The sequence below is a fragment of the Streptomyces albus subsp. albus genome, from assembly GCF_000725885.1.
GTDB lineage: Bacteria > Actinomycetota > Actinomycetes > Streptomycetales > Streptomycetaceae > Streptomyces > Streptomyces albus.
Genome location: NZ_JODR01000001.1, coordinates 266,031 through 287,475, shown reverse-complemented (window position 1 = coordinate 287,475; position 21,445 = coordinate 266,031). Strand labels below are relative to the sequence as shown.

Below are 21,445 nucleotides of genomic sequence, written 5' to 3'. Positions count from 1 at the left end.
CGTCCCGGCGGCTGCCACCGGTCACGGGTCCGGCTCCAGGTCGGTCTCCTCGAAGACCAGGAGCGTGCGTGTGCTGAGCACTTCGGGCATCGACTGGATGCGGGTGAGGACCAGATCCCGCAGGGCACGGTTGTCCGGGGTGTGCACGAGCAGCAGGACGTCGAAGTCGCCGCTGACCAGCGCCATGTGGGCGGCGCCCGGCAACTCCCGCAGCTTCTCGCGCACGTCGCGCCACGAATTCTGGACGATCTTGAGGGTGATGTAGGCGGAGGCGCCGTGTCCCGCCCGTTCCTGGTCGATACGGGCGCTGAAGCCGCGGATGACACCGTCGTCGAGCAGCCGGTTGATACGCGCGTAGGCGTTGGCCCGCGACACGTGCACGCGTTCGGCGACGGAGCGGATCGAGGCCCGGCCGTCGGCCCGGAGCAGCCGCAGGATGTCGCGGTCGATCGGGTCCAGCGGGCGGGCCGGCGGCCGGGGCCCGGCGCGGTCCTCGGCCCCCTCCGGCGCGCGTCCCGGCCCGCTGGCCATCTGTTCATCCGGCACGGTGCCCCGCCTCCCCTGCATGGACGCCCTGCGGCCATCGAACGGTTTTCCGTGCCAGTTGTCCACAGGCTGAGGCCACCCGTAGCCAAAATGTGCCGACGACCGAACAATCGGTAGGGGTGGCCGAACCGGTCACCGTCCCGGCCTGCCGGTGGTACGGCCATCGGCAGGCCGGCGCGCCAGGCGTATCCGCCGAGCGGCACGCGGTAGCCCGCCCACGAGGAGGTGCTCGTCATGACGGTCCTAGAGCAGCCAGGTACCCACGCCCCCGCATCTCCTCCCGCCTGGCGGCCCCGCACCGAGGCCGGCCCGCTGCTGCCCGACGCCGAGCCGTACCGGGTGCTCGGCGCCCGTACGGGACGGCTCCCGGACGGGTCCGACGGATCGACCGCGCCGCAGGACGGTTCCGGGACGCCGACGCCCGGGGCGGAGGGGGCGGCCGGGGCGGGAAAGGTGAAGGAACCCGACGCCGAGCTGCTGCGCCGGCTGTACGCGGCCGTCGTGCAAGGCCGGCGGTTCAACGAGCAGGCCACCGCGCTGACGCGGCAGGGCCGTCTCGCCGTCTACCCCTCGTCGCGTGGACAGGAGGCGTGCCAGGTCGCCGCGGCGCTGGCCCTGCGGGAGCAGGACTGGCTCTTCCCCAGCTACCGCGACACCCTGTCGGCCGTGGCCCGCGGCGTCGACCCGGTGGAGGTCCTGTCGCTGCTGCGCGGCGACTGGCACCACGGCTACGACGCGCACCGCACCCGGGTGGCGCCCCTGTGCACGCCGCTGGCCACCCAGTTGCCGCACGCGGTGGGGCTGGCGCACGCCGCGCGGCTGCGGGGTGACGACGTGGCCGCGCTGGCCCTCGTGGGGGACGGCGGCACGAGCGAGGGCGACTTCCACGAGGCGCTGAATTTCGCCGCCGTCTGGCGCTCCCCGGTGGTCTTCCTGGTGCAGAACAACGGGTTCGCGATCTCCGTACCACTGGCCAAGCAGACTGCGGCACCGTCCCTGGCGCACAAGGCGGTCGGCTACGGGATGCCGGGCCGGCTGGTGGACGGCAACGACGCGGTGGCCGTGCACGAGGTGCTCACCGAGGCGCTGGAGCGGGCCCGTTCCGGCGGCGGCCCGACACTGATCGAGGCGGTCACCTACCGCCTGGAGGCGCACACGAACGCCGACGACGCGACCCGCTACCGCACCGAGGAGGAGGTCACAGCCTGGCGCGAGCACGACCCGGTGACGGTGCTGGAGCGGGCGCTGCGGCAGCGGGGGCTGCTGGACGAGGAGACGGTGACGGCGGCTGCCGAGGCGGCCGAACAGCAGGCGGCCGACCTGCGGGCACGGATGAACACCGAGCCCCGGCCGGACCCGATGGAGCTGTTCACCCACGTCTACACGGAGCCGACCGCGCAACTGCGCGAACAGGCGGCACAGTTGCGCGCCGAACTGGCCGCCGAGCAGGCGACCGAGGGCGGCGCGACGGGGGAGGAGAACCGATGAGCACGGCAGTACGGCAGCCCCCTGCGGCTGGCGGCACGGCGGAACGCAAACCGGCGACCCTGGGGCAGGCGCTGCGCCGGGCCATGCGGGACGCCATGGCCGACGACCCGGATGTGCACATCTTCGGAGAGGACGTCGGCACACTGGGCGGCGTCTTCCGCGTGACGGACGGTCTGGCCGCGGAGTTCGGCCCCGAGCGCTGCGCCGACACCCCGCTGGCGGAGGCGGGCATCCTGGGCACGGCGGTCGGGATGGCGATGTACGGGCTGCGGCCGGTCGTGGAGATGCAGTTCGACGCGTTCGCCCTCCCCGGCTTCGAGCAACTGGTCTCGCACGTCTCGCGGATGCGCAACCGCACGCGCGGGCGGATGCCCATGCCGCTGACGGTGCGCGTCCCCTACGGCGGCGGCATCGGCGGTGTCGAGCACCACAGCGACTCCTCCGAGGCGTACTACATGGCCACCCCCGGGCTGCACGTCGTCACCCCGGCGACCGTGGCCGACGCCTACGGGCTGCTGCGGGCGGCCATCGCCTCCGACGACCCTGTGGTCTTCCTCGAACCAAAAAGGCTGTACTGGGCGAAGGCCGACTGGGACCCGGAGGCGCCCGAGGCGGTGCCGGGTATCGGTGAGGCCGTCGTCCGCCGGACGGGCACCTCCGCCACGCTCATCACCTACGGCCCCTCGGTGCCCGTCTGCCTGGAGGCCGCCGAGGCCGCGCGTGCGGAGGGCTGGGATTTGGAAGTGATCGATCTGCGCTCCCTGGTGCCGTTCGACGAGGCGACCGTCACCGCCTCCGTGCGGCGCACGGGGAGGGCGGTCGTCGTCCATGAGTCCCCCGGTTTCGCCGGGCCCGGCGGGGAGATCGCCGCCCGCGTCACGGAGCGCTGCTTCCACTATCTGGAGGCTCCCGTGCTGCGCGTCGCCGGGTTCGACATCCCCTACCCGCCGCCGATGCTGGAACGCCACCACCTGCCCGGTGTGGACCGGATCCTGGACGCCGTCGCCCGCCTCCAGTGGGAGAGCGGCTGGACTTCACGGCAGGACACGGGCCGGGGCGGGGGTGCGCGCTGATGGGCGAGGTGCGGCAGTTCGCCCTCCCGGACCTGGGGGAGGGGCTGACGGAGGCCACGATCGTCAGGTGGCTGGTCGCGGTCGGTGACACGGTGCGGGTGGACGAGCCGGTCGTGGAGGTGGAGACCGCCAAGGCGCTGGTGGAGGTCCCCTGCCCGTACGCCGGCGTGGTGACCTCGCACGCCGCCGAGGAGGGCGCGGAGGTGGCGGTGGGGGCGCCATTGGTCACCGTCGCGGTCGGCCCCGAAAACGGTGCGCCGGGCAGCGGGCCGGACGGTGACGCGGCCCCGCGCACGGAAGACGCGACGCCGGACCACACCCCCGGCACGGCCGCGGAAGCTGTCACCGGGCCGGCCGCGGGACGGACCGCGCCTCCCGATCCGGAGCACGTGGGCGGGTCGGGCAACGTCCTGGTCGGCTACGGGACGGCGCCGGCTCCCGGCCGGCGCCGCCGGGTCCTCCCCTCCTCCCTCGCCGGCCCCGTGTCCCCCTCGCCCGCACGCGCCGCAGGAGCCGGGCCCCGAGCAGACGGCACACCCCACAACGGCACCGACCGGAGCACCCGCGCGCACCCGGACAGGCGCGGCGCCTCCCGGGCGAACGGCGACGCCCGTACGCCCGTGCCCGTCATCTCGCCCCTCGTTCGCCGGCTCGCCCGGGAGAACTCCCTCGACCTGTCCCGAGTGACCGGCAGCGGACCGGACGGGCTCATCCTGCGCGCGGACGTGGAGCGGGCACTGCGCACCGCCGTGCCGGAAGGGGCGCCCGCCGACCCGCACAGTCCGCCGCCCGCACCGACCGGTACGGCCGCACGGGAAGGCACCCGCAGCGGCGCGGACGGCGTACGGGGTGACGCGCGCACCGTGCCCGGCGATGCGGATGGCGTACCCGGCGCCGACGACGTACGCAACGCCGTCGGCAGCGTCCGGCACGAGCGCCGTATCCCGCTGCGCGGCGTGCGCGGCACGGCTGCGGCACGCCTGTCCCGCAGCCGCAGCGAAATCCCCGACGCGAGCTGCTGGGTGGACGCCGACGCCACCGAACTCCTCGCCGCCCGGGCCCGGATGAACGCGGCTCCCGGGCACGGCGGGCAGGTGCCGCCCGTCTCGCTGCTGGCCCTGCTGGCCCGCGTCTGCACGGCGGCACTGGCGCGGTTCCCCGAGCTGAACGCCACGGTGGACACCGAGGCGCGGGAGATCGTCGTCCTGCCCGAGGTGCATCTGGGGTTCGCGGCGCAGACGGACCGGGGGCTCGTCGTACCGGTGGTCCGCGACGCGCACACGATGACCGCCGAGGAGCTGACCGCCGAGACGGCCCGGCTCACCGAGGCGGCCCGCGCCGGGCGGCTCTCCCCGGCCGAGTTGACGGGCGGCACGTTCACGCTGAACAACTACGGGGTCTTCGGTGTGGACGGCTCCACCCCGATCATCAACCACCCCGAGGCGGCGATGCTCGGTGTGGGCCGTATCGCGCGCAAGCCCTGGGTCGTCGGTGACGAACTGGCCGTGCGCAGCGTCGTCCAGTTGTCGCTCACCTTCGACCACCGGGTGTGCGACGGCGGTACGGCGGGCGGTTTCCTGCGTCATGTCGCGGACTGCGTGGAGCAACCGGCGAGGCTCCTCCGTACGCTCTGAGGTGTGACGCAGCCTCCAGCACCACCGTCCGCCCGTCGGCAGCAGTACGGACCGGGCGGTGCTCCCCGCCCGTACGCGGCGCTCGTCCTCGCGGGCGGGGACGCGCGCAGGCTCGGCGGCGTCGACAAGCCCGCCGTGACGGTGGGCGGCAGGACGCTGCTCGACCGGGTTCTCGCGGCGTGCGCCGACGCGGCGGCGACCGTCGTCGTGGGGCCGCGCCGCCCGTCCTGCCGGCCCGTTGTGTGGGCCCGTGAGGACCCGCCCGGCGGCGGCCCGCTCGCCGCCCTGCGCGCGGGTCTGGAGGCTCTGGGCGAGGACGGCGGCGGGCCGGACGGCGCCGCAGGGCGAACACCCGTGCTCGTCGTCTCCGCCGATCTGCCGTTCCTCGACGCCGCGACGGTCGGCACACTGGTGACGGTCCCGGAGGACGCGGAGGGCGTGGTGCTGCACGACGGGCGCGACCAACCCCTGCTCGCCGCCTACCGGATGGAGCCGCTGCGCCGCGAACTCGCCCTGTTGCGCACGGAGTACGGTCATCTTTCGGGGCTTCCGCTGCGTCTGGTACTCCAGGGGCTGCGACTGCACCGGGTGGCCGCCCTGTCCGCGCCGTCCCTCGCTGCCGCGGCGTTCGACTGCGACACCTGGGACGACATCGTCACAGCGCGGGCCAGGATCAGGGAGCATGACAGGGTGCTGGATGAATGGATTGCCGCGGCCAAGGCCGAACTGGGCATCGAACTGAACGTGGACACCACCGTGCTGCTCGATCTGGCCCGTGACGCCGCACACGGCGTCGCCCGGCCGGCGGCGCCCCTCACCACGTTCCTGGCGGGTTACGCGGCGGGGCGGGCAGGTGGTTCGTCCGTGGACGTGGACGAGGCGGCAGCCGCCCTCACCCGGCTCGCCCGCCGGTGGGCCGCCGAGGCGGACGGAACCGGCGGCAGAGGCGGGACCACCGATGCCGACGGGACCACCGGGAACGACGAGACCGGCACGGCCGGGAACACAGGCGAACGATGAGCGGATCCGACGAACTCGACGAGGCCATCGCCCTGGCCAACAGCGGCCGGGCCCGGCCGACGCCGCCCCCCGCACCACGACTCAAACGCATCCGGCGTATCAGGTGGGACGACTGGGAGAACCTGGACGAGGACGAGTTCGACCCCGGCCCCGGCGAGGACGAGGAGGGGGAGGGCGAACAGCCCGCGTGGGCCGGCCAGGGCGCCCGGTCCGGTACCGCCCCCGGCCAGGGCCCCGCGCGCGGCGGACACCCCGGTGACACCCGCCACGGCGACCAGGACACAGGCGGCCGGAACGCGGGCAACCGGGGCAAGGGCGACCAGGGCACAGGCGGCCGGAGCGGCGAGGCCCGGCCGGGCGGCGCTCCGTCCCCCGGCGCACCGTCCTACGACGCACACCCCGCCGACTCCCGCGCGGACGCCGGCACCGACACCGGCGGCACGGCACGGCGGACCGCCTCCCGCGAGTCAGCCTCCCGGGAGGCCCGGCACACCGCGCCCCGGCAGCACGGCGACCGCTCCCGGGTGTCGGCCGCCACCTGGTCGGAGGCGGTGGCCACGGCGGCCGGGGCGGCCGATGCGCTGCCGTCGGCCACGGTGCCGCTCGACCGGGCGCTGGGGCACACGCTGGCCGCTGCGGTGACGGCCCTCACCGATCTGCCGCCGTTCGACACCTCGGCGATGGACGGCTGGGCCGTCTGCGGTCCGGGGCCGTGGGTGCCGGCCCGCACGGCGGACGGCGCCGAGCGGCCCGGGCTGCTGGCCGGGGACCGCAGCGAGCCGCCGCAGCTCGCCGACGGCGAGGCCATCCGCATCGCGACCGGCGCCCGGGTTCCGCCGGGCACCAGTGCGGTACTGCGCTGGGAGGCGGCCGAGCGCATCGGCGGCGCCCGGCTGCGCAGTCCCTCTCCCCCGCAGGCGGGCGCCGACATCAGGCCACGCGGCCAGGAGTGCCGTGAGGGCGACGCGCTGCTGCCGCCGGGGCGGATCGTCACCCCGCCGGTGCTGGGTCTGGCGGCGGCGGCGGGCTACGACGAGCTGGAGATCGTTCCGCGTCCGCGCGCCGAAGTGCTCGTCCTGGGCGACGAACTGCTGCACAGCGGCCTGCCCCGGGACGGCCGCATCCGGGACGCGCTGGGGCCGATGGTCGGGCCGTGGCTGACGGCTCTGGGCGCGGAGGTGGTCGCGACCCGGCTGCTGGGCGACGACGCCGAGGCGCTGCACGAGGCGGTGTCCGGGACGACGGCCGATCTGATCGTGACGACCGGCGGCACCGCCCGCGGCCCCGTCGACCACCTCCAGCCGACGCTGCGCCGCATGGACGCGAGGCTGCTGGTGCGCGGCGTACGGGTCCGTCCGGGGCACCCGATGCTGCTGGCCGCACTGCGACCGCAGCAGGGCCGTCGGCGCGGCAGCCATCTGGTGGGACTGCCCGGCAATCCGCTGGCGGCGCTGTCCGGGCTGGTGACACTGGCGGCTCCCCTGCTGCGTGCGCTGGCCGGCCGGGCCGAACCGGAGCTGCGGAAGGCGACGCTGGGCGCCGAGGTGTCCGGCCACCCGCGGGACACCCGGCTGGTGCCCGTACGGCACGAGGGATCCGGTATCCGGGCGCGCATCAGGCCGCTGCGCTACGCGGGCCCGTCCATGCTGCGCGGGGTCGCCTCGTGCGACGCGCTGGCGGTCGTCCCGCCCGGCGGTGCCGCACCCGGTGAGGACGTACCGCTGGTGGAGCTGCCGTGGTGAAGCGGTTGTACGGAGTCGCCCAGGAGAGCGAGGACGAGGCCGAGCAGCACGGTGCGGTGGTGCTGCCCACTTTCGGCGCCTCCCCGCTGCGGCAGGTGCTGCGTCGCCTGCTGGCCGCTTTTGTCGTCCTGTGGGTGACGGTCCTGCTGGTCTACATCGACCGGGAGGGCTACCGGGACGCCGCCGACGACGGCATGTCGTTCCTGGACTGCGTGTACTACACGACGGTCACCCTCTCGACGACCGGCTACGGCGACATCACGCCCGCCTCCGACAGCGCGCGGCTGGTCAACGCCCTGGTGATCACGCCGCTGCGCGTCCTGTTCCTGATCATCCTCATCGGCACCACGCTCGAAGCGCTGACCGACCGCACCCGTCAGCAGTGGCGCCTGAACCGCTGGAGGTCCGCGTTGCGCGACCACACCGTCGTCGTCGGATACGGCACGAAAGGCCGCTCGGCGATCCAGACGCTGCTGTCGACTGGTCTGGTACGCGACCAGGTCGTCGTCATCGACACTCACCCACAGGTCGTCAAAGCCGCCAACGGGGAGGGCTTCGCGGGCGTCGAAGGGGACGCGACCCGCAGCCAGGTACTGGTGCGGGCACAGGTGCAGCGGGCCAAGCAGATCGTCATCGCACCGCAGCGGGACGACACCTCGGTACTGGTGACGTTGACGGCACGGCAGCTGAATCCACGCATCAAGATCGTCGCCGCGGTACGGGAGGAGGAGAACGCCCCGCTGCTGCGCCAGTCCGGCGCCGACCAGGTCATCACCAGCGCCAGTGCGGCGGGCCGGCTGCTGGGCCTCGCCATGCTCAGTCCCAACGCCAGTTCGGTGATAGAGGACCTCATCCAGCAGGGCAGCGGCCTGGACCTGAAGGAGCGGCCCGTCACCAAGGCCGAGGCCGGCCGTTCCCCGCGCGAGTGCGACGACCTGGTCGTCTCGGTGGTGCGCGGCCACCGGATACTCCCCTTCGACGACCCGGAGGCGGCCAGTCTGCAACTCACCGACCGGCTGGTCGTCATCCACCGCGCCTCCCGGCCGCTGCCCGACGGGGACGAGCGGCGCGGCGAGTACCGGTGACCCGCCGGGCGCCCCTCACCCCTTCAGGTGACTGTCGGGCGCCTGGCGGACCCCGTCGGCGCCCGCGCGTGACGATGACGCGGTGGACCCGCCGCCGACCTGCCCCAACTGTCCCGAACGCCTCCTGTGGAAGGACACCCGCGAGACCGGGCCCGGCAAGGAGGACTCCTGGTTCTGGTTCTGCTCCGGCTGTCACCAGGCGTACGTGCCGACGCCGGACCAGAAGCTGCGCTTCACCTACGCCGCCTGAGCGCCCGCGCCCGGCACGACCGGGCCGGCTGGCCCGGTGACCGGACAGGCCCGAGCGAGCAGGACCGGGCAGCACCCAGGAGGACCGGGCGGCGGTGACCGCACAGCCGGGCGACCACATGGCCAGGTGGCCGCACAGCCGGGTGACCACATGGCCAGGTGGCCGCACAACCGGATGACCAAGGTGGCCGCACAGCCGGGTGGCCGGGTGGCGCCGACGGTGCGGCACGGCGGCCGGTAGCGTCGGCCGTATGCATGCGATCACGATTCCCGAACCCGGCGGCCCCGAGGCGCTGGTCTGGGCCGAGGTCCCGGACCCGGAACCTGGTGAGGGGGAAGTCGTCGTCGACGTCGTGGCGAGCGCCGTCAACCGCGCCGACGTCCTCCAGCGGCAGGGCTTCTACGACCCGCCGCCCGGCTCCCCCGCCTACCCCGGCCTGGAGTGCGCGGGCCGTATCTCCGCCGTCGGCCCCGGTGTGGCCGGCTGGGCGGTCGGCGACGAGGTGTGCGCCCTGCTCGGCGGAGGCGGCTACGCGGAGAAGGTGGCGGTGCCCAGCGGCCAGTTGCTGCCCGTACCCGAGGGGGTGGACGTCGCGGCGGCTGCCGGACTGCCCGAGGTGACCTGCACCGTGTGGTCGAACGTCTTCATGGTGGCGCATCTGCGCCCCGGGGAGACCCTGCTGGTGCACGGCGGGTCCAGCGGCATCGGCACCATGGCCATCCAGCTCGCCAAGGCCGTCGGCGCCCGGGTGGCGGTGACGGCGGGTACGGCGCAAAAGCTGGAGCGGTGCGCGGAACTGGGCGCCGACATCCTGATCAACTACCGCGAGCAGGACTTCGTGGAGGAGCTGCGCGCGGCCACCGACGGCGCGGGCGCGGACGTCATCCTCGACAACATGGGCGCCAAGTACCTGGAGCGGAACGTCAAGGCGCTCGCGGTGAACGGCCGGCTGGCCATCATCGGGATGCAGGGCGGCAGCAAGGGCGAGCTGAACCTGGGTGCCCTGCTGGCCAAGCGCGGCGCGGTGACGGCCACCTCGCTGCGTGCCCGTCCGGCGGACGAGAAGGCCGCGATCGTCGCGGCGGTCCGCGAGCACGTGTGGCCGCTGATCGCCGACGGCCGGGTACGCCCGGTGGTGGACAGCGCCGTCCCCATGTGGGACGCCGCCCAGGCACACCGCACGCTGGACGAGAGCACACACATCGGCAAGATCCTTCTGACCACGGGGTGACCGGCGGACCGGCTGTGTGCGGCGGGACGGACGGGAGCGCTGCTGCGCCCTTCCCGTCCGCCCCGCCCCTGGCCGCCCGGACACCCACCTCCCGCTTTGCCCGGAATGCCGGTTTTGCCCTTTTGTGTGACGCTGGATTGGTCTGCGGACCATCCAGCTCGGAAGGGCCACCGCCGTGCGGCACTCTCAGCGGCGCAACAGGGGACTCACCCTCTTGACCTGCGCTTTCTTTGTACTTCCTGCCCCGGTCGCCCTGGCGGATGACGATACGCACGCGGAGACCTCCCCCCAGCCGGGCACCGCCGCGACGATCAACCCGACCGGCGGGCACAGCGAATCCCACCCCGGAAAGGGCACCGGGACTCACCTGGCAGTGCTAGGCGGAACCCGCCCCGAAGCCGATCCGGGGACGGAGGAACCGGAAACCGGCGACCACGCCGCCACCCGGTCGGTGCTGCCCCCGATGCCGGCGCCGCCCCCGATGCCACCGGCCGCGGCCCCGCCCCCACCGCCCGCGCCACCGTCCCCGCCCGCACCGCCGACTCCCCCCGAACCGCCCGCACCACCGGCACCCCCCACGTTCGGTGCCGCCACGTCGCTCTCCCCCGCCTCCCTCGGCCCCGTCCGCTTCGACACGGAGGCGGAGCCGCTGGCGGGCCCGGCACCGTACGAGCGCTCCTCCCGCGGCCCGGACGCCGAACCCGGGCGCTCCGCGCCGCGACAGCTCCCCACCGGGCCGGGCGACAGCACACAGCCGGCACCGGTCGGGCCGGGGCCCCACCGGCCGGACAAGGGCACACACGGGAAGCACCGGGAGCGCCCGGAGCACGAGTCCCTGGCGAGCACCGGCGCGCAGCACGAAGAGGCGCGACGCAAGCAACAAGAACGGGGCACAGGCCGGCCGGAAGAAACCGGCCCGACCCTGCGTGACGGGCGCCCCGGCGAACCCGGGCGGCAGCAGCCCGGTCACAGTCGGCCGGAAGACACCCGGAAGAGCGAAAAACGGCAACAGCAGCGCGGGCCGAACCGTACGTCCGCTCCCGCTCCGGGCGGGTCCGCACCGAGCACGGCACGACAGGGCGCGCCCGCACCTCCCGGGGCCGGGTCCGGAACCGGTGCCGCATCCGACGCGGGACCCGCCACCGGTTCAGGTCCGGGCCCGGGCTCCGGATCCGACGAGGACGGGTCCGACGAGGACACCCTGAGCGCCCCGAACCGCTCCGACCAGGCGATCGGCCAGTACGACCTGTACGCGTCGGACGACTCCCCCAAGGACCGCCGGGAGCCGCCCGACGACCCCTTCACGACCCAGCCGTCCGGCCAGGTGCTGCCCGTGCTGCCGCTGGGCACGGGTATGACGCTGATGGGGCTGGGGCTCGCCTTCCTGGGCCTGCGGCTGCGGCGCGGCTGAGCCACCGGGCGGCTCGGCGCCCGCTCCGGCACCGATGCAGAATGGGGGCATGACGCAGCCGAGCAACGAACAGTCGCAGGAGAGCCCGCAGGTCCTGGTCGTCGGCCCGGACGGGATGGCTCTCGGCAGTACCGCCGCCAAGGGTGGCGACGGTGAGGGCGATGAGCAGGCTGAGGTCCCTGTTACGGAGATGGTGGAGCAGCCCGCGAAGGTCATGCGCATCGGCAGCATGATCAAGCAGCTGCTCGAGGAGGTGAAGGCGGCACCGCTGGACGAGGCCAGCCGGGCCCGCCTCAAGGAGATCCACACCAGCTCGATCAAGGAACTGGAGGACGGGCTCGCGCCCGAGCTCATCGAGGAGCTGGAGCGGCTCTCGCTGCCCTTCACCGAGGACTCGACCCCCACCGACGCCGAACTGCGCATCGCGCAGGCCCAGCTCGTGGGCTGGCTGGAAGGGCTCTTCCACGGCATCCAGACCGCGCTGTTCGCCCAGCAGATGGCGGCCCGCGCCCAGCTGGAGCAGATGCGCAGGGCGCTCCCGGCCGGTGCGATGCCACAGGACGAGGCGGCGCAGGCCAACGAGGCCCAGCGCCGCACGGGCGGCCCCTACCTGTGACGGCCCGCCGCGGGGAGCGGCACCCCACCACCACGGCGCCCGGCTGTCCCGGCCACCACGGTCAGGACGGCCGGGCCATCCAGTGGTACAGGGCCATCGCCACACTGGTGGCGAGGTTGTAACTGGAGACCTGGGGCCGCATCGGAAGGGCCACCAGGTGATCGGCGCGGTCCCGCAGCGCGTCCGTGAGGCCGTGCCGTTCCGAGCCGAAGGCCAGCATGGCACCGGGCGGCAGCGGCACGGAGCGCAGATCGTCGCCTTCCGGGTCGAAGGCCAGCAAGGGCCGCCGCGGCAACCGACCGACCTGCCGCCGGGCGACCGGAACGGCGAAGTGCAGCCCCGCACCGGCGCGTACGGCGGCGGGGTGCCAGGGGTCGAGGTCCCCGGTGGTGAGCACCCCTGCGGCGCCGGCGCCCGCGGCCAGCCGTACGACGGCCCCGACGTTGCCGAGGTTGCGCGGGTTGTCGAGGACGACGAGCGGAGCACCCTCCTGGGTCCCCGCGCCCGCACCCGGTCCCGGTACTCCGTCCCCTGCCCCGTCCCAGTCAGGGGCGCTCGAACGCAGTGCGAGGGCGGCAACGCCGGTCGGGTGCGCACGCGGCACCAGGCCGCGCAGTGTGGCCTCGGGCACTTCTCGCAGCAGTCCGTCTAGGACGTCGAGCAGGTCGGGGGCCAGGGACCGCGCCAGTTCGCGGACGGCCAGCCGGTCCGTGGTGACGGCGACCGGCACCCGCGCACCGAAGCGGAGGGCGTGCTTCAGCGCGTGGAAACCGTCCAGCAGCACGCCGTCGGCGGCGTGCCGCGCCCACTCTGCCGTCACCGGCTCGACGGCTTTCTCCGACGCCGCCGTCCCCGCGGGCGCCGTCCGCTCCGCCTGCTCATCCTTTCGTGTCACGCCGCCACCCTACGGGCGGCCCGGCCCGGGCCCGTCGGACGCCGGCTCGGTGGCGGGCCAGGTCACCTGGGGCCGCGTCTGCTCCGGTACGCCGGGGCCCCCGCCGGGCGGCCCACCGGGGGCGGCCGGGGCGGGGTCTTTCCGCCCGCCCGGCAGCAGCCTCCTGACGCGTCCGCCCAGTGCGGTGACGTGCCGGCCGGTCCACATCAGGAAGACCGTCGGCAGGAAGACCGCGTCAGCCGCGATCATCGCCAGCGAGAAGAACGGCAGGCCGAGCAGTACGGCGATGCCGATGTGCTCCATGATCATGGCGGCCAGCAGCACGTTCTTCACCCGCCGGTTGAAGAGCGTGAACGGGAACGCCACCTGGGTGACGACCGTGCCGTAGGTGACCAGGAAGATCATGAGGCCGCTGCCCGCCAGCAGATGGCTCAGCGCGGGCCAGGGCGTGAAGTAGTCCAGGTTCATCGGGTAGTAGACGGCTGTGCCGTCCTGCCACCGGCTGCCCTGGATCTTGTACCAGCCGGCCGTGGAGTAGACCAGGCAGACCTCGACCATGATGACGAGCAGCACACCGTTGTGCGCCAGATTGGCGAGGATGTCGCCCACCGCGCGCGCCTCGCGCACCGTGGCACCGCCGCTCCCGGCCGCCTTTTCGAGGCCCCACCACAGCCCGTGCACCGCCCACAGCGCCCAGAAGAACAGCGCCCAGCCGGTGCTGAGCGCGCCCGCGAACGTGCCGCCCAGCAGTACGGCGCCCAGCACCGCCCACAGCACCACACCGCCGGTCGCCGCGACCGCGTTGGCCGGCACGGGGAGGCCCTCGGCCGCGGCCCGCTCCCGTGCCCTGCGGGCCCGGCGTGCGTCCAGGGACCACACCTGGGCGCAGCGGGTGAGCACCAGGTACATCGACATCAGGTGGATGACGTTGTCCCCGCCGTCCCCCATGAAGACGCTGCGGTTCTGGAGCGAGAGCACCCCGACCATGAACACCACGGAGGAGACCCGGGTGTGCCAGCCCAGCACCATGGCCGCGGCCGAGGCCATGGCCAGTACGTAGACGAGTTCGAACCAGCTGTCGCTGCTGGACCACAGCAGCACGGTGAAGGCGCGGTTGGTCTCGATCAGTTGCTTGCCGAGCCCGAAGCTCCACGGCCCGTCGGGCCCGTACAGCTCGTGCCGGTGGGGCAATTCGCGCAGCAGGAACAGCAGCCAGGCCGTGCCGAAGCCGATACGGACGATCGCCGTCTGGTACGGCCCGAGCGCATAGGTGGTGACCTTGGACAGGCCCCGCGACACACACCGTTCCAGCCACGCGCGCGGGCCGCTGCGCACCATGTACCGCCCCTGGTCCGTCACTCGGCACCCCCCGGCAGGTCGGCACTGGTGACCTGCCACCAGGGCTGCACGGCGTACTGCGTCTTGATGTCGGCCTTCTCCTCGCTCCAGGCGGGCGGCGCGACCGGCGTGACGGCGGAGCGCACCTGGATGCGCTCGACGCTGCCGCCGTTCAGCTCCGCGCCGAAGCGCATCATCACGATGCGCTTGAGGTACTGCTCGGACAGCCGTCCGCGCAGTCCGACCGGCAGCCCGTTGTCGTCGTGGTAGTCCGCGTAGAACTCCCAGGCGCGGCGCAGTTCGTTCTGCTGGGTGTGGCTGGGCGCCGGATTGCCGTGGATGGCCTTTCCGTCCATGGCGGTGAGGTTGACCCAGCCGGTGGTCTCGGTCGTCCCGTCGTCCTTGGCGATCCGTGCCCGGGCGTGCACCGCGACGTTCTGCTGGAGGGGGTTGGGGGCGAAGAGCTTCCAGTTGCGTTCGAACTCGGGGTAGACGTACGCGTCGACGACGTCCGCGTGCCGCTTGCTGATCGTGTTGTCCGGTGCTGTCTGCAGAAAGACCATCGCCACGTGGAAGGCGACTCCGACGGTGACGACGGCCACGGCTATCGCGACGAAGACCCGCGCGGGCAGGGAGAGCGCGGCGATGCCCCGCATGCCGTCCGTTCCCCCCGCGCTGCTGTCCGTCCCGGGCACCTGGCGCGCTGCTGGCTCCATGCCCTCCCTGCTCCCCATTTCTTCATGCCCATGACTGGACCGGTCCGTCTCAGAGACTCTCAGAGACTACTGGGGCACAGGAGTCCGCCCCGGCGGGTCGGCGGCATTCGTCCGGGCACCCGCCCACATCCGTTCCGCTTCCGGCCACGACGCACGGCAGCCCCGACTCCCCGCCCCTTTTCTCCCCTCCCCTGCGCCTACCGCCGGGCTTCTCCGCTGCCCTCGCGAGGGGTCGTGGACGGGACAGCCCGCTCTTGACAGGCCCGTGGAGCGCATCCATCCTTGAACCGAACGATCGGTCGGTCGGGAGAGGGGGCTCTATGACACCGGTGACCACGCCGTCGACACCGCCGCACCAGCAGGCGGAAAGGGGCATGGGAGCGGACGCGGCGGAAGGGCCGCCGTCGGGGGCGGAGCAGGCGCTCCAGGCCGCGTTCGACGCCGCCGTCGCCGCCGACGAGCGGATCGAGCCGCGCGACTGGATGCCGGAGGCCTACCGTGCCTCCCTCGTCCGCCAGATCGCACAGCACGCGCACTCCGAGATCATCGGGATGCAGCCCGAAGCCAACTGGATCACGCGCGCCCCGTCCCTGCGCCGCAAGGCGATCCTGATGGCCAAAGTGCAGGACGAGGCGGGCCACGGCCTCTACCTCTACGGCGCGGCCGAAACGCTGGGCGCCGGCCGCGACGAACTGCTCGACAAGCTGCACACGGGCCGGCAGAAATACTCCTCGATCTTCAACTACCCGACCCTGACCTGGGCCGACGTCGGCGCCATCGGCTGGCTGGTGGACGGCGCGGCGATCACCAACCAGGTGCCGCTGTGCCGCTGTTCCTACGGCCCCTACGCGCGCGCCATGGTGCGGATCTGCAAGGAGGAGTCCTTCCACCAACGCCAGGGCTACGAACTGCTGCTGGCGCTCTCCCGCGGCACCGAGGCCCAGCGTGCGATGGCGCAGGACGCGGTGAACCGCTGGTGGTGGCCCTCCCTGATGATGTTCGGCCCGCCCGACGACGAGTCGCCGCACAGCGCCCGCTCCATGGCGTGGAAGATCAAACGCCACTCCAACGACGAACTGCGCCAGCGCTTCGTGGACATCTGCGTCCCCCAGGCCGAGGCGCTGGGCCTCACCCTCCCCGACCCGGACCTGCGCTGGAACGAGGAGCGCGGCCACTGGGACTTCGGCGCCATCGACTGGCAGGAGTTCCGTGACGTGCTCAAGGGCAACGGCCCCTGCAACGAACAGCGGCTCAGCCAGCGGCGCAGGGCCCACGAGAACGGCGCCTGGGTCCGCGAGGCGGCAGCGGCCCACGCCGCCAAGCAGGCCGCGAGGCGGGCCGCCGCCCAGCCGCCCGGGCAGCCCTCCGGACAGGCCGCCCGCCCCACCGAGACAGCGAGGAGCTGAGCCATGAGCGCCGACTGGCCCCTGTGGGAGGTCTTCGTACGCAGCAGGCGCGGACTCTCGCACACCCACGCGGGCAGCCTGCACGCCCCGGACGCCCAGATGGCACTCCGCAACGCCCGCGATCTGTTCACCCGCCGCTCCGAAGGCGTCTCCCTGTGGGTGGTCCCCGCCGCCGAGATCACCGCCTCGTCCCCCGACGAGAAGGACCCGTTCTTCGCACCGGCCGCCGACAAGCCCTACCGCCACCCGACCTTCTACGAGGTCCCGGAAGGGGTGCGGAACCTGTGAGCACGCACCCGGCCGGCCACCCGGTCGGCGCCCTCGCCACCCTGCCCCTCGGCGACGACGCGCTGGTCCTCTCCCACCGGCTCGGCGAGTGGGCGGGCCACGCCCCCGTCCTGGAGGAAGAGGTCGCCCTGGCCAACATCGCGCTGGACCTCCTCGGTCAGGCCCGTGCGCTGTACGCCGGGCTCGCCGATGTGCTGGGCAGCGAGGACGAGATCGCCTACCTGCGTGAGGAACGGGAGTTCCGCAACTGCCAGTTGGTCGAGCAGCCCAACGGCGACTTCGCCCACACCATCGTCCGCCAGCTGTTCTTCTCCGCCTACCAACTGCCGCTCTACGACCGGCTGTCCCCCTCCCTCCCGCTGGCCGCCAAAGCCGTACGGGAGACGGCCTACCACCGCGACCACGCCGAGCAGTGGACGCTCCGCCTGGGCGACGGCACCGAGGAGAGCCATACCCGCACCCAGCGGGCCGCCGATGCGCTGTGGCGCTTCACCGGTGAGCTGTTCCAGCCCGTCGAAGGGCTCGACGTGCCCTGGCAGGAGCTGGAGGCGGAGTGGACGGCGGATGTCCGCGACGTCTTCGACCGTGCCGGGCTGACCGTCCCCGAAACCCCGCGCCATGGTGCCTGGTCCGCCGGCGCGGGCCGCCAGGGCCTGCACACGGAGCCGTTCGGCCGCATGCTCGCCGAGATGCAGCACCTGCACCGCAGCCACCCGGGGGCGACATGGTGACGGAGAAGGCGGCCCGCACGAACGGGCCGACGGAGAAGGCATGCGGCCCGATGCCGAGGCCGCACGGGCAGACGGCGCAACCAGACCGGCCGACGTCCAAACCGGCCGGAACGGTGGACAAGCCGAGCGGAACGGTGTCCAGCCAAGACGGGCCGATGTCTCGCCACAACGGCCCGGCGCCCAAGCCCCAAGGCCCGGCGCCCGATCCCGCAGGCCCGGCGCCCGATCCCGCAGGCCCGGCGCCCGATCCCGCAGGCACTGCGCCCAACCCCCGAGGGACGGCACCCAGGCGCGAAGGGACGGCGCCCGGGCACGAAGGGCCGGTGAAGACGCCGGGCGGAACGGCGGAGAATCCGGGCGGAACAGCGTCAGAGCCGCGCGGGACGGCGACGGGCCCGGCCCCGGGAGAACCGCCCGGTGCCGGCTCGTGGGAGCGGCTGGCCGGTACGGTGCCCGACCCCGAACTCCCCGTGGTCACCCTCGCCGAACTGGGCGTGCTGCGCCGGGTCGCCGAGCCCGAACCGGGCCAGGTCCTCGTCGAGCTGACCCCCACCTACACCGGTTGCCCGGCGGTCGAGGCGATGGCCGCCGACATCGAGCGGGTCCTCACCGGAGCCGGAGCCGCCCGGGTGGAGGTCCGCACGGTGCTGACACCGCCCTGGTCGACCGACGACATCAGCGCCGAGGGCCGCCGCAAACTCGCCGAGCACGGCGTCGCCCCGCCCCGCGCCGGCGCCCGCTCCCGGGGTCCCGTCCCCCTCACCCTCTCCGCCACCCGCCGTACAAGTGGGGACTCCGAGGGCTCCGGCGGCCGACCCGCCACGCGGCGGACGCTCCCCGGTGAAGAGCCGGTGCGCTGCCCCCGCTGTGGGTCTGCCGAAACACGTCTGCTCAGCCGTTTCTCCTCCACGGCGTGCAAGGCGCTGCGCCGGTGCGATAGCTGTCTGGAGCCGTTCGACCACTTCAAGGAGGTGTGAGGGGTGCCGTCCTTCCACCCGCTGCGTGTCCAGGCGGTCGAACGTCTCACCGACGACTCGGCCGCCCTCACCCTGGCCGTCCCGCCCGAACTGCGTGAGACCTACGGCTATGCGCCCGGCCAGCACCTCACGCTGCGGCGCGTGAACGAGAGGGGCGAGGAGATCCGCCGCACCTACTCGCTGTGCGGCCCGGCGCGTCCGCGGCCCGAAACGGTGCGGGTCGGCATCCGTCTGGTGGAGGGCGGCGAGTTCTCCACGTACGCCCTCAAGGAGCTGAGCGAGGGCGGTGTGGTGGAGGCGCTGCCGCCACGGGGACGCTTCGTGCTGGAGCCGCGGCCCGGGCGCTTCGCCGCCGTGGTGGGCGGCAGTGGCATCACCCCGGTGCTCTCCATCGCGGCCACCCTGCTGGCGACCGAGCCCGCCTCCCGGTTCTGTCTGATCCGCAGCGACCGCACGACGGCCTCCACGATGTTCCTGGAGGAGGTCGCCGATCTGAAGGACCGCTACCCGGACCGCTTCCACCTGGTGACGGTCCTCTCGCGCGAGGAGCAGCACAGCGGCCTCCCCTCCGGGCGGCTCGACCGGGACCGGCTCTCCGCGCTGCTGCCCGCGCTGCTCTCCCCGGAGGGTGTGCGGCAGACGGACGGCTGGTACCTGTGCGGACCGCTCGGACTGGTGGAGGGAGCGGCCATGGCGCTGCGCACGCTGGGCGTGCCCCGCGCGCGGGTCCACCAGGAGATCTTCCACGCGGACGCGACCGCACCGGCCCGGCCCGTGGCGACCGGTGCCGTCACCGGCTCGGTGACGGTCAGCGCGACGCTGGGCGGCCGGGGCGGCTGCTGGCCCGCGCGCGAAGGCGAGACGCTGCTGGAGACGGTGCTGCGGAACCGGGCCGATGCCCCGTACGCCTGCAAGGGCGGCGTGTGCGGCACCTGCCGCGCCCGACTGCTCGGCGGTGAGGTGCATATGGACCGCAACTTCGCGTTGGAGGACGAGGAGGTGGAGGCCGGTTACGTACTGGCCTGCCAGTCCCGCCCCCTCACCCCGCAGATAGCCCTGGACTTCGACGCCTGACCCACTGCCTTCACCCCCCACGGCCATCGCCCCCACCGTCATCACGGCCGCCGTCACCATCGCCGCCACCGCCCTCCGCACGGCGTCACCGATCCGCCACCCACCGCCGCCGCCCTCTGGCCAGTTCACCCCCGCAGTCGTAACCTGACGGCGCGTCAGTTCCACTCGCCAGGTACAGCCGCAGCCGCCCACAGCCGGACAAGCCCCCGGCACGGGCAACGACCACCACGGGCAACGACCAGCACGGACAGCTCCCGGCATGGGCGGGGATCAAAGCGCGCAGCGACCAGCACGCGCAGCGACCAGACCGGGCAAGCCACCAGGACGGACACCGACCAGGACGGGCGGGGACCATGGACTTCGGCTTCAGCGAGGAGCAGCAGGCGGCCCAGGAGGCCGCGAAGGGCGTCTTCTCCCAGGTGACGCCCGAGGATGTGGCCAGCCCGGCCCTGGTGCCGGGCACGGTCGCCGACGACTTCGACCGCCCGCTGTGGGAGCGACTGGCCCGGGCGGACCTGCTCGGCCTCACCGTGCCGGCTGTCTACGGCGGTTCGGGTCTCGATGCGGTGGCACTCTGTCTGGTGCTGCGCGAGGCGGGGCGGGTGCTGGCCCGCGTCCCGTTGCTGGAGACCGGTGCGGCGGCGCTGGTCCTCGCCGAGTCGGGCAGCGAGCAGTTGCGTTCGGCGCTGCTGCCCCGCGTCGCGGCGGGCGAGGTGGCGCTGACGGTCGCCGGGCACGGCCGTACCGGCCACGAGCCGCCCGAACAGGCCGTCACGGCGACACCGGAGCCCGCTGACGGCGCCCGGACGAAGGCGGCGGACCAGGAGGGGAACTGGCTGCTGGAGGGGGTGCAGACGGCGGTGCCCTGGGGGCAGACCGCGGATCTGGTCGTCGTGCCGGCTCACACTCCGCAGGGCCGCCCGGTGCTGGCCCTGGTGGATCCGCGCTCAACGCCGGGGGTCGCTCTCGCCGAGCAGGCGTCCACCAACGGCGAGCGGTACGCGCAAGTGCGGCTGGACGGCGTACGGGTGCCCTCCCGCCACGTGCTGACCGACCCGGCGGCCTGTGGCCGGCTGCTCCGCCTCCTGGCCACCGGCACCTGTGCGCTGGCGCTCGGGCTGGGCTCCAAGGTGCTGGAGATGACCAGCGCGTATGTGAGCCGGCGTGAGCAGTTCGGGTTCCCCGTCGCCACGTTCCAGGCGGTGGCGGTGCAGACCGCCGACCGTTACATCGACCTGCGCGCGATGGAGGCCACGCTCTGGCAGGCCGCCTGGCGGACCGGCCCGGAAGAGGTGGCCGTCGCCAAGATGTGGGCGTCCGACGGGGTGCGGCGTCTGGTGCAGACGGCGCAGCATCTGCACGGCGGTCTGGGCGCCGACACGGACTATCCGCTGCACCGCTTCCACGCGTGGGCCAAGCAGTGGGAGCTGTCGTACGGTTCGGCGGCGGCCCACGAGGAGGCCCTCGCCGGCCTGCTCGCCGCCTCCGCCCCGGACTGACGCCCCCCGCCGGGGCGCGGAGGGACGGTCAGCGGACGAAGGCCGAGTCGGCGTCCCCCACCAGCGGGCGGCCCGCGCTCTCCCAGGCGAGCATGCCGCCGTCCACGTTGACGGCGTCGATGCCCTGCTGGGCGAGGTACGCGGCGACCTGGGCGGAGCGCCCGCCGACACGGCAGACGACGTAGACGCGTTCGCCCTCACCGAGCCGTTCGGTCAGTTCGCCCTGCCGGCCGACGAAGTCGCTCATGGGGATGTGCAGCGCACCTTCCGCGTGTCCGGCTGCCCATTCGTCGTCCTCGCGGACGTCGAGCAGAAGGGCGTCGGACGGTACGGAGGCGGCGTCGATCTGCGGCACCTGTCCGGGGAAGGCGTTCATCTTGGGGTCTCCTGTGTTGTCGCTTTTCCTGCTGTCCGGGCCCCGGCTG

The 21,445-nt window shown here is 73.6% G+C and carries 21 protein-coding genes; 16 read left to right on the top strand and 5 right to left on the bottom strand.

Annotated features, from left to right (window positions below):
- Nucleotides 1-21: 21 nt before the first annotated feature.
- On the bottom strand, nucleotides 22-531 hold the full coding sequence (locus tag IO40_RS0101205; RefSeq protein WP_030406628.1) for an Lrp/AsnC family transcriptional regulator: 510 nt from the start codon (nucleotides 529-531) through the stop codon (nucleotides 22-24).
- 249 nt (nucleotides 532-780) lie between these two features.
- Between IO40_RS0101205 and pdhA the strand changes: the two genes are divergently transcribed.
- The 10 genes from pdhA (at nucleotide 781) to IO40_RS0101155 (ending at nucleotide 12,096) form a co-directional block, all read left to right on the top strand.
- Entirely contained in the window at nucleotides 781-2,034 is a 1,254-nt protein-coding gene (gene pdhA, locus IO40_RS0101200; RefSeq protein ID WP_031174669.1) for a pyruvate dehydrogenase (acetyl-transferring) E1 component subunit alpha, read from the top strand.
- The gene (locus IO40_RS0101195; protein WP_031174668.1) at nucleotides 2,031-3,107 is read left to right on the top strand and encodes an alpha-ketoacid dehydrogenase subunit beta; all 1,077 of its coding nucleotides are present in this window, start codon (nucleotides 2,031-2,033) and stop codon (nucleotides 3,105-3,107) included. The genes pdhA and IO40_RS0101195 overlap by 4 nt, the downstream gene beginning before the upstream one ends.
- Nucleotides 3,107-4,741: a dihydrolipoamide acetyltransferase family protein gene (locus tag IO40_RS0101190; RefSeq protein ID WP_016472005.1), complete on the top strand. Its 1,635-nt coding sequence runs from the start codon at nucleotides 3,107-3,109 to the stop codon at nucleotides 4,739-4,741. The genes IO40_RS0101195 and IO40_RS0101190 overlap by 1 nt, the downstream gene beginning before the upstream one ends.
- Before the next feature lie 3 nt (nucleotides 4,742-4,744).
- Nucleotides 4,745-5,761 carry a DUF6457 domain-containing protein gene (locus IO40_RS0101185; RefSeq protein WP_078565943.1) on the top strand — a complete coding sequence of 339 codons (1,017 nt, stop codon included), beginning with the start codon at nucleotides 4,745-4,747 and terminating at the stop codon, nucleotides 5,759-5,761.
- A complete protein-coding gene (locus IO40_RS0101180) occupies nucleotides 5,758-7,503 on the top strand; it encodes a molybdopterin molybdotransferase MoeA (RefSeq protein ID WP_016472007.1) in 1,746 nt (581 codons plus the stop codon). The genes IO40_RS0101185 and IO40_RS0101180 overlap by 4 nt, the downstream gene beginning before the upstream one ends.
- Complete coding sequence (locus IO40_RS0101175) at nucleotides 7,497-8,588, top strand: potassium channel family protein (RefSeq protein WP_016472008.1); 1,092 nt, start codon at nucleotides 7,497-7,499, stop codon at nucleotides 8,586-8,588. Before IO40_RS0101180 ends, IO40_RS0101175 begins: the two co-directional genes overlap by 7 nt.
- Nucleotides 8,589-8,670: 82 nt before the next feature.
- Entirely contained in the window at nucleotides 8,671-8,838 is a 168-nt protein-coding gene (locus tag IO40_RS37885) for a hypothetical protein (protein WP_016472009.1), read from the top strand.
- 250 nt (nucleotides 8,839-9,088) lie between these two features.
- On the top strand, nucleotides 9,089-10,069 hold the full coding sequence (locus IO40_RS0101165; RefSeq protein WP_031174667.1) for an NAD(P)H-quinone oxidoreductase: 981 nt from the start codon (nucleotides 9,089-9,091) through the stop codon (nucleotides 10,067-10,069).
- 373 nt (nucleotides 10,070-10,442) lie between these two features.
- The gene (locus IO40_RS37880; RefSeq protein ID WP_033228204.1) at nucleotides 10,443-11,480 is read left to right on the top strand and encodes a chromosomal replication initiator protein DnaA; all 1,038 of its coding nucleotides are present in this window, start codon (nucleotides 10,443-10,445) and stop codon (nucleotides 11,478-11,480) included.
- Nucleotides 11,481-11,529: 49 nt separating this feature from the next.
- Entirely contained in the window at nucleotides 11,530-12,096 is a 567-nt protein-coding gene (locus IO40_RS0101155; protein ID WP_030406636.1) for a bacterial proteasome activator family protein, read from the top strand.
- Nucleotides 12,097-12,157: 61 nt separating this feature from the next.
- On the opposite strand, the gene IO40_RS0101150 is transcribed toward IO40_RS0101155, so the two are convergent.
- Genes IO40_RS0101150 through IO40_RS0101140 form a run of 3 tightly spaced genes read right to left on the bottom strand, consistent with a single transcriptional unit; the run spans nucleotide 12,158 to nucleotide 15,045 of the window.
- The gene (locus tag IO40_RS0101150; protein WP_031026933.1) at nucleotides 12,158-12,991 is read right to left on the bottom strand and encodes a TrmH family RNA methyltransferase; all 834 of its coding nucleotides are present in this window, start codon (nucleotides 12,989-12,991) and stop codon (nucleotides 12,158-12,160) included.
- Nucleotides 12,992-13,000: 9 nt separating this feature from the next.
- On the bottom strand, nucleotides 13,001-14,329 hold the full coding sequence (locus tag IO40_RS0101145; protein ID WP_030406638.1) for an HTTM domain-containing protein: 1,329 nt from the start codon (nucleotides 14,327-14,329) through the stop codon (nucleotides 13,001-13,003).
- Nucleotides 14,330-14,346: 17 nt separating this feature from the next.
- The gene (locus tag IO40_RS0101140; RefSeq protein ID WP_016472016.1) at nucleotides 14,347-15,045 is read right to left on the bottom strand and encodes a DUF5819 family protein; all 699 of its coding nucleotides are present in this window, start codon (nucleotides 15,043-15,045) and stop codon (nucleotides 14,347-14,349) included.
- 374 nt (nucleotides 15,046-15,419) lie between these two features.
- On the opposite strand from IO40_RS0101140, the gene paaA reads away from it, so the two are divergent.
- The 6 genes from paaA (at nucleotide 15,420) to IO40_RS0101110 (ending at nucleotide 21,020) form a co-directional block, all read left to right on the top strand.
- Nucleotides 15,420-16,451 carry a 1,2-phenylacetyl-CoA epoxidase subunit PaaA gene (gene paaA, locus IO40_RS0101135; protein WP_063802375.1) on the top strand — a complete coding sequence of 344 codons (1,032 nt, stop codon included), beginning with the start codon at nucleotides 15,420-15,422 and terminating at the stop codon, nucleotides 16,449-16,451.
- A gap of 3 nt (nucleotides 16,452-16,454) precedes the next feature.
- Nucleotides 16,455-16,739 (top strand): 1,2-phenylacetyl-CoA epoxidase subunit PaaB, encoded by a 285-nt coding sequence (paaB, locus tag IO40_RS0101130; protein WP_016472018.1) that lies wholly within the window; start codon nucleotides 16,455-16,457, stop codon nucleotides 16,737-16,739.
- Nucleotides 16,736-17,470 (top strand): 1,2-phenylacetyl-CoA epoxidase subunit PaaC, encoded by a 735-nt coding sequence (gene paaC / locus IO40_RS0101125; protein ID WP_016472019.1) that lies wholly within the window; start codon nucleotides 16,736-16,738, stop codon nucleotides 17,468-17,470. Before paaB ends, paaC begins: the two co-directional genes overlap by 4 nt.
- Nucleotides 17,471-17,907: 437 nt before the next feature.
- On the top strand, nucleotides 17,908-18,447 hold the full coding sequence (gene paaD, locus IO40_RS0101120; protein WP_031174665.1) for a 1,2-phenylacetyl-CoA epoxidase subunit PaaD: 540 nt from the start codon (nucleotides 17,908-17,910) through the stop codon (nucleotides 18,445-18,447).
- A gap of 3 nt (nucleotides 18,448-18,450) precedes the next feature.
- A complete protein-coding gene (locus tag IO40_RS0101115) occupies nucleotides 18,451-19,521 on the top strand; it encodes a 2Fe-2S iron-sulfur cluster-binding protein (protein WP_016472021.1) in 1,071 nt (356 codons plus the stop codon).
- 353 nt (nucleotides 19,522-19,874) lie between these two features.
- Nucleotides 19,875-21,020, top strand: coding sequence for an acyl-CoA dehydrogenase family protein (locus IO40_RS0101110; RefSeq protein ID WP_031174664.1), 1,146 nt, complete (start codon nucleotides 19,875-19,877; stop codon nucleotides 21,018-21,020).
- A gap of 28 nt (nucleotides 21,021-21,048) precedes the next feature.
- Here IO40_RS0101110 and IO40_RS0101105 read toward each other — a convergent pair whose 3' ends face one another.
- Nucleotides 21,049-21,396, bottom strand: a complete 348-nt coding sequence (locus IO40_RS0101105; protein ID WP_016472023.1) for a rhodanese-like domain-containing protein — start codon at nucleotides 21,394-21,396, stop codon at nucleotides 21,049-21,051.
- Nucleotides 21,397-21,445: the final 49 nt, after the last annotated feature.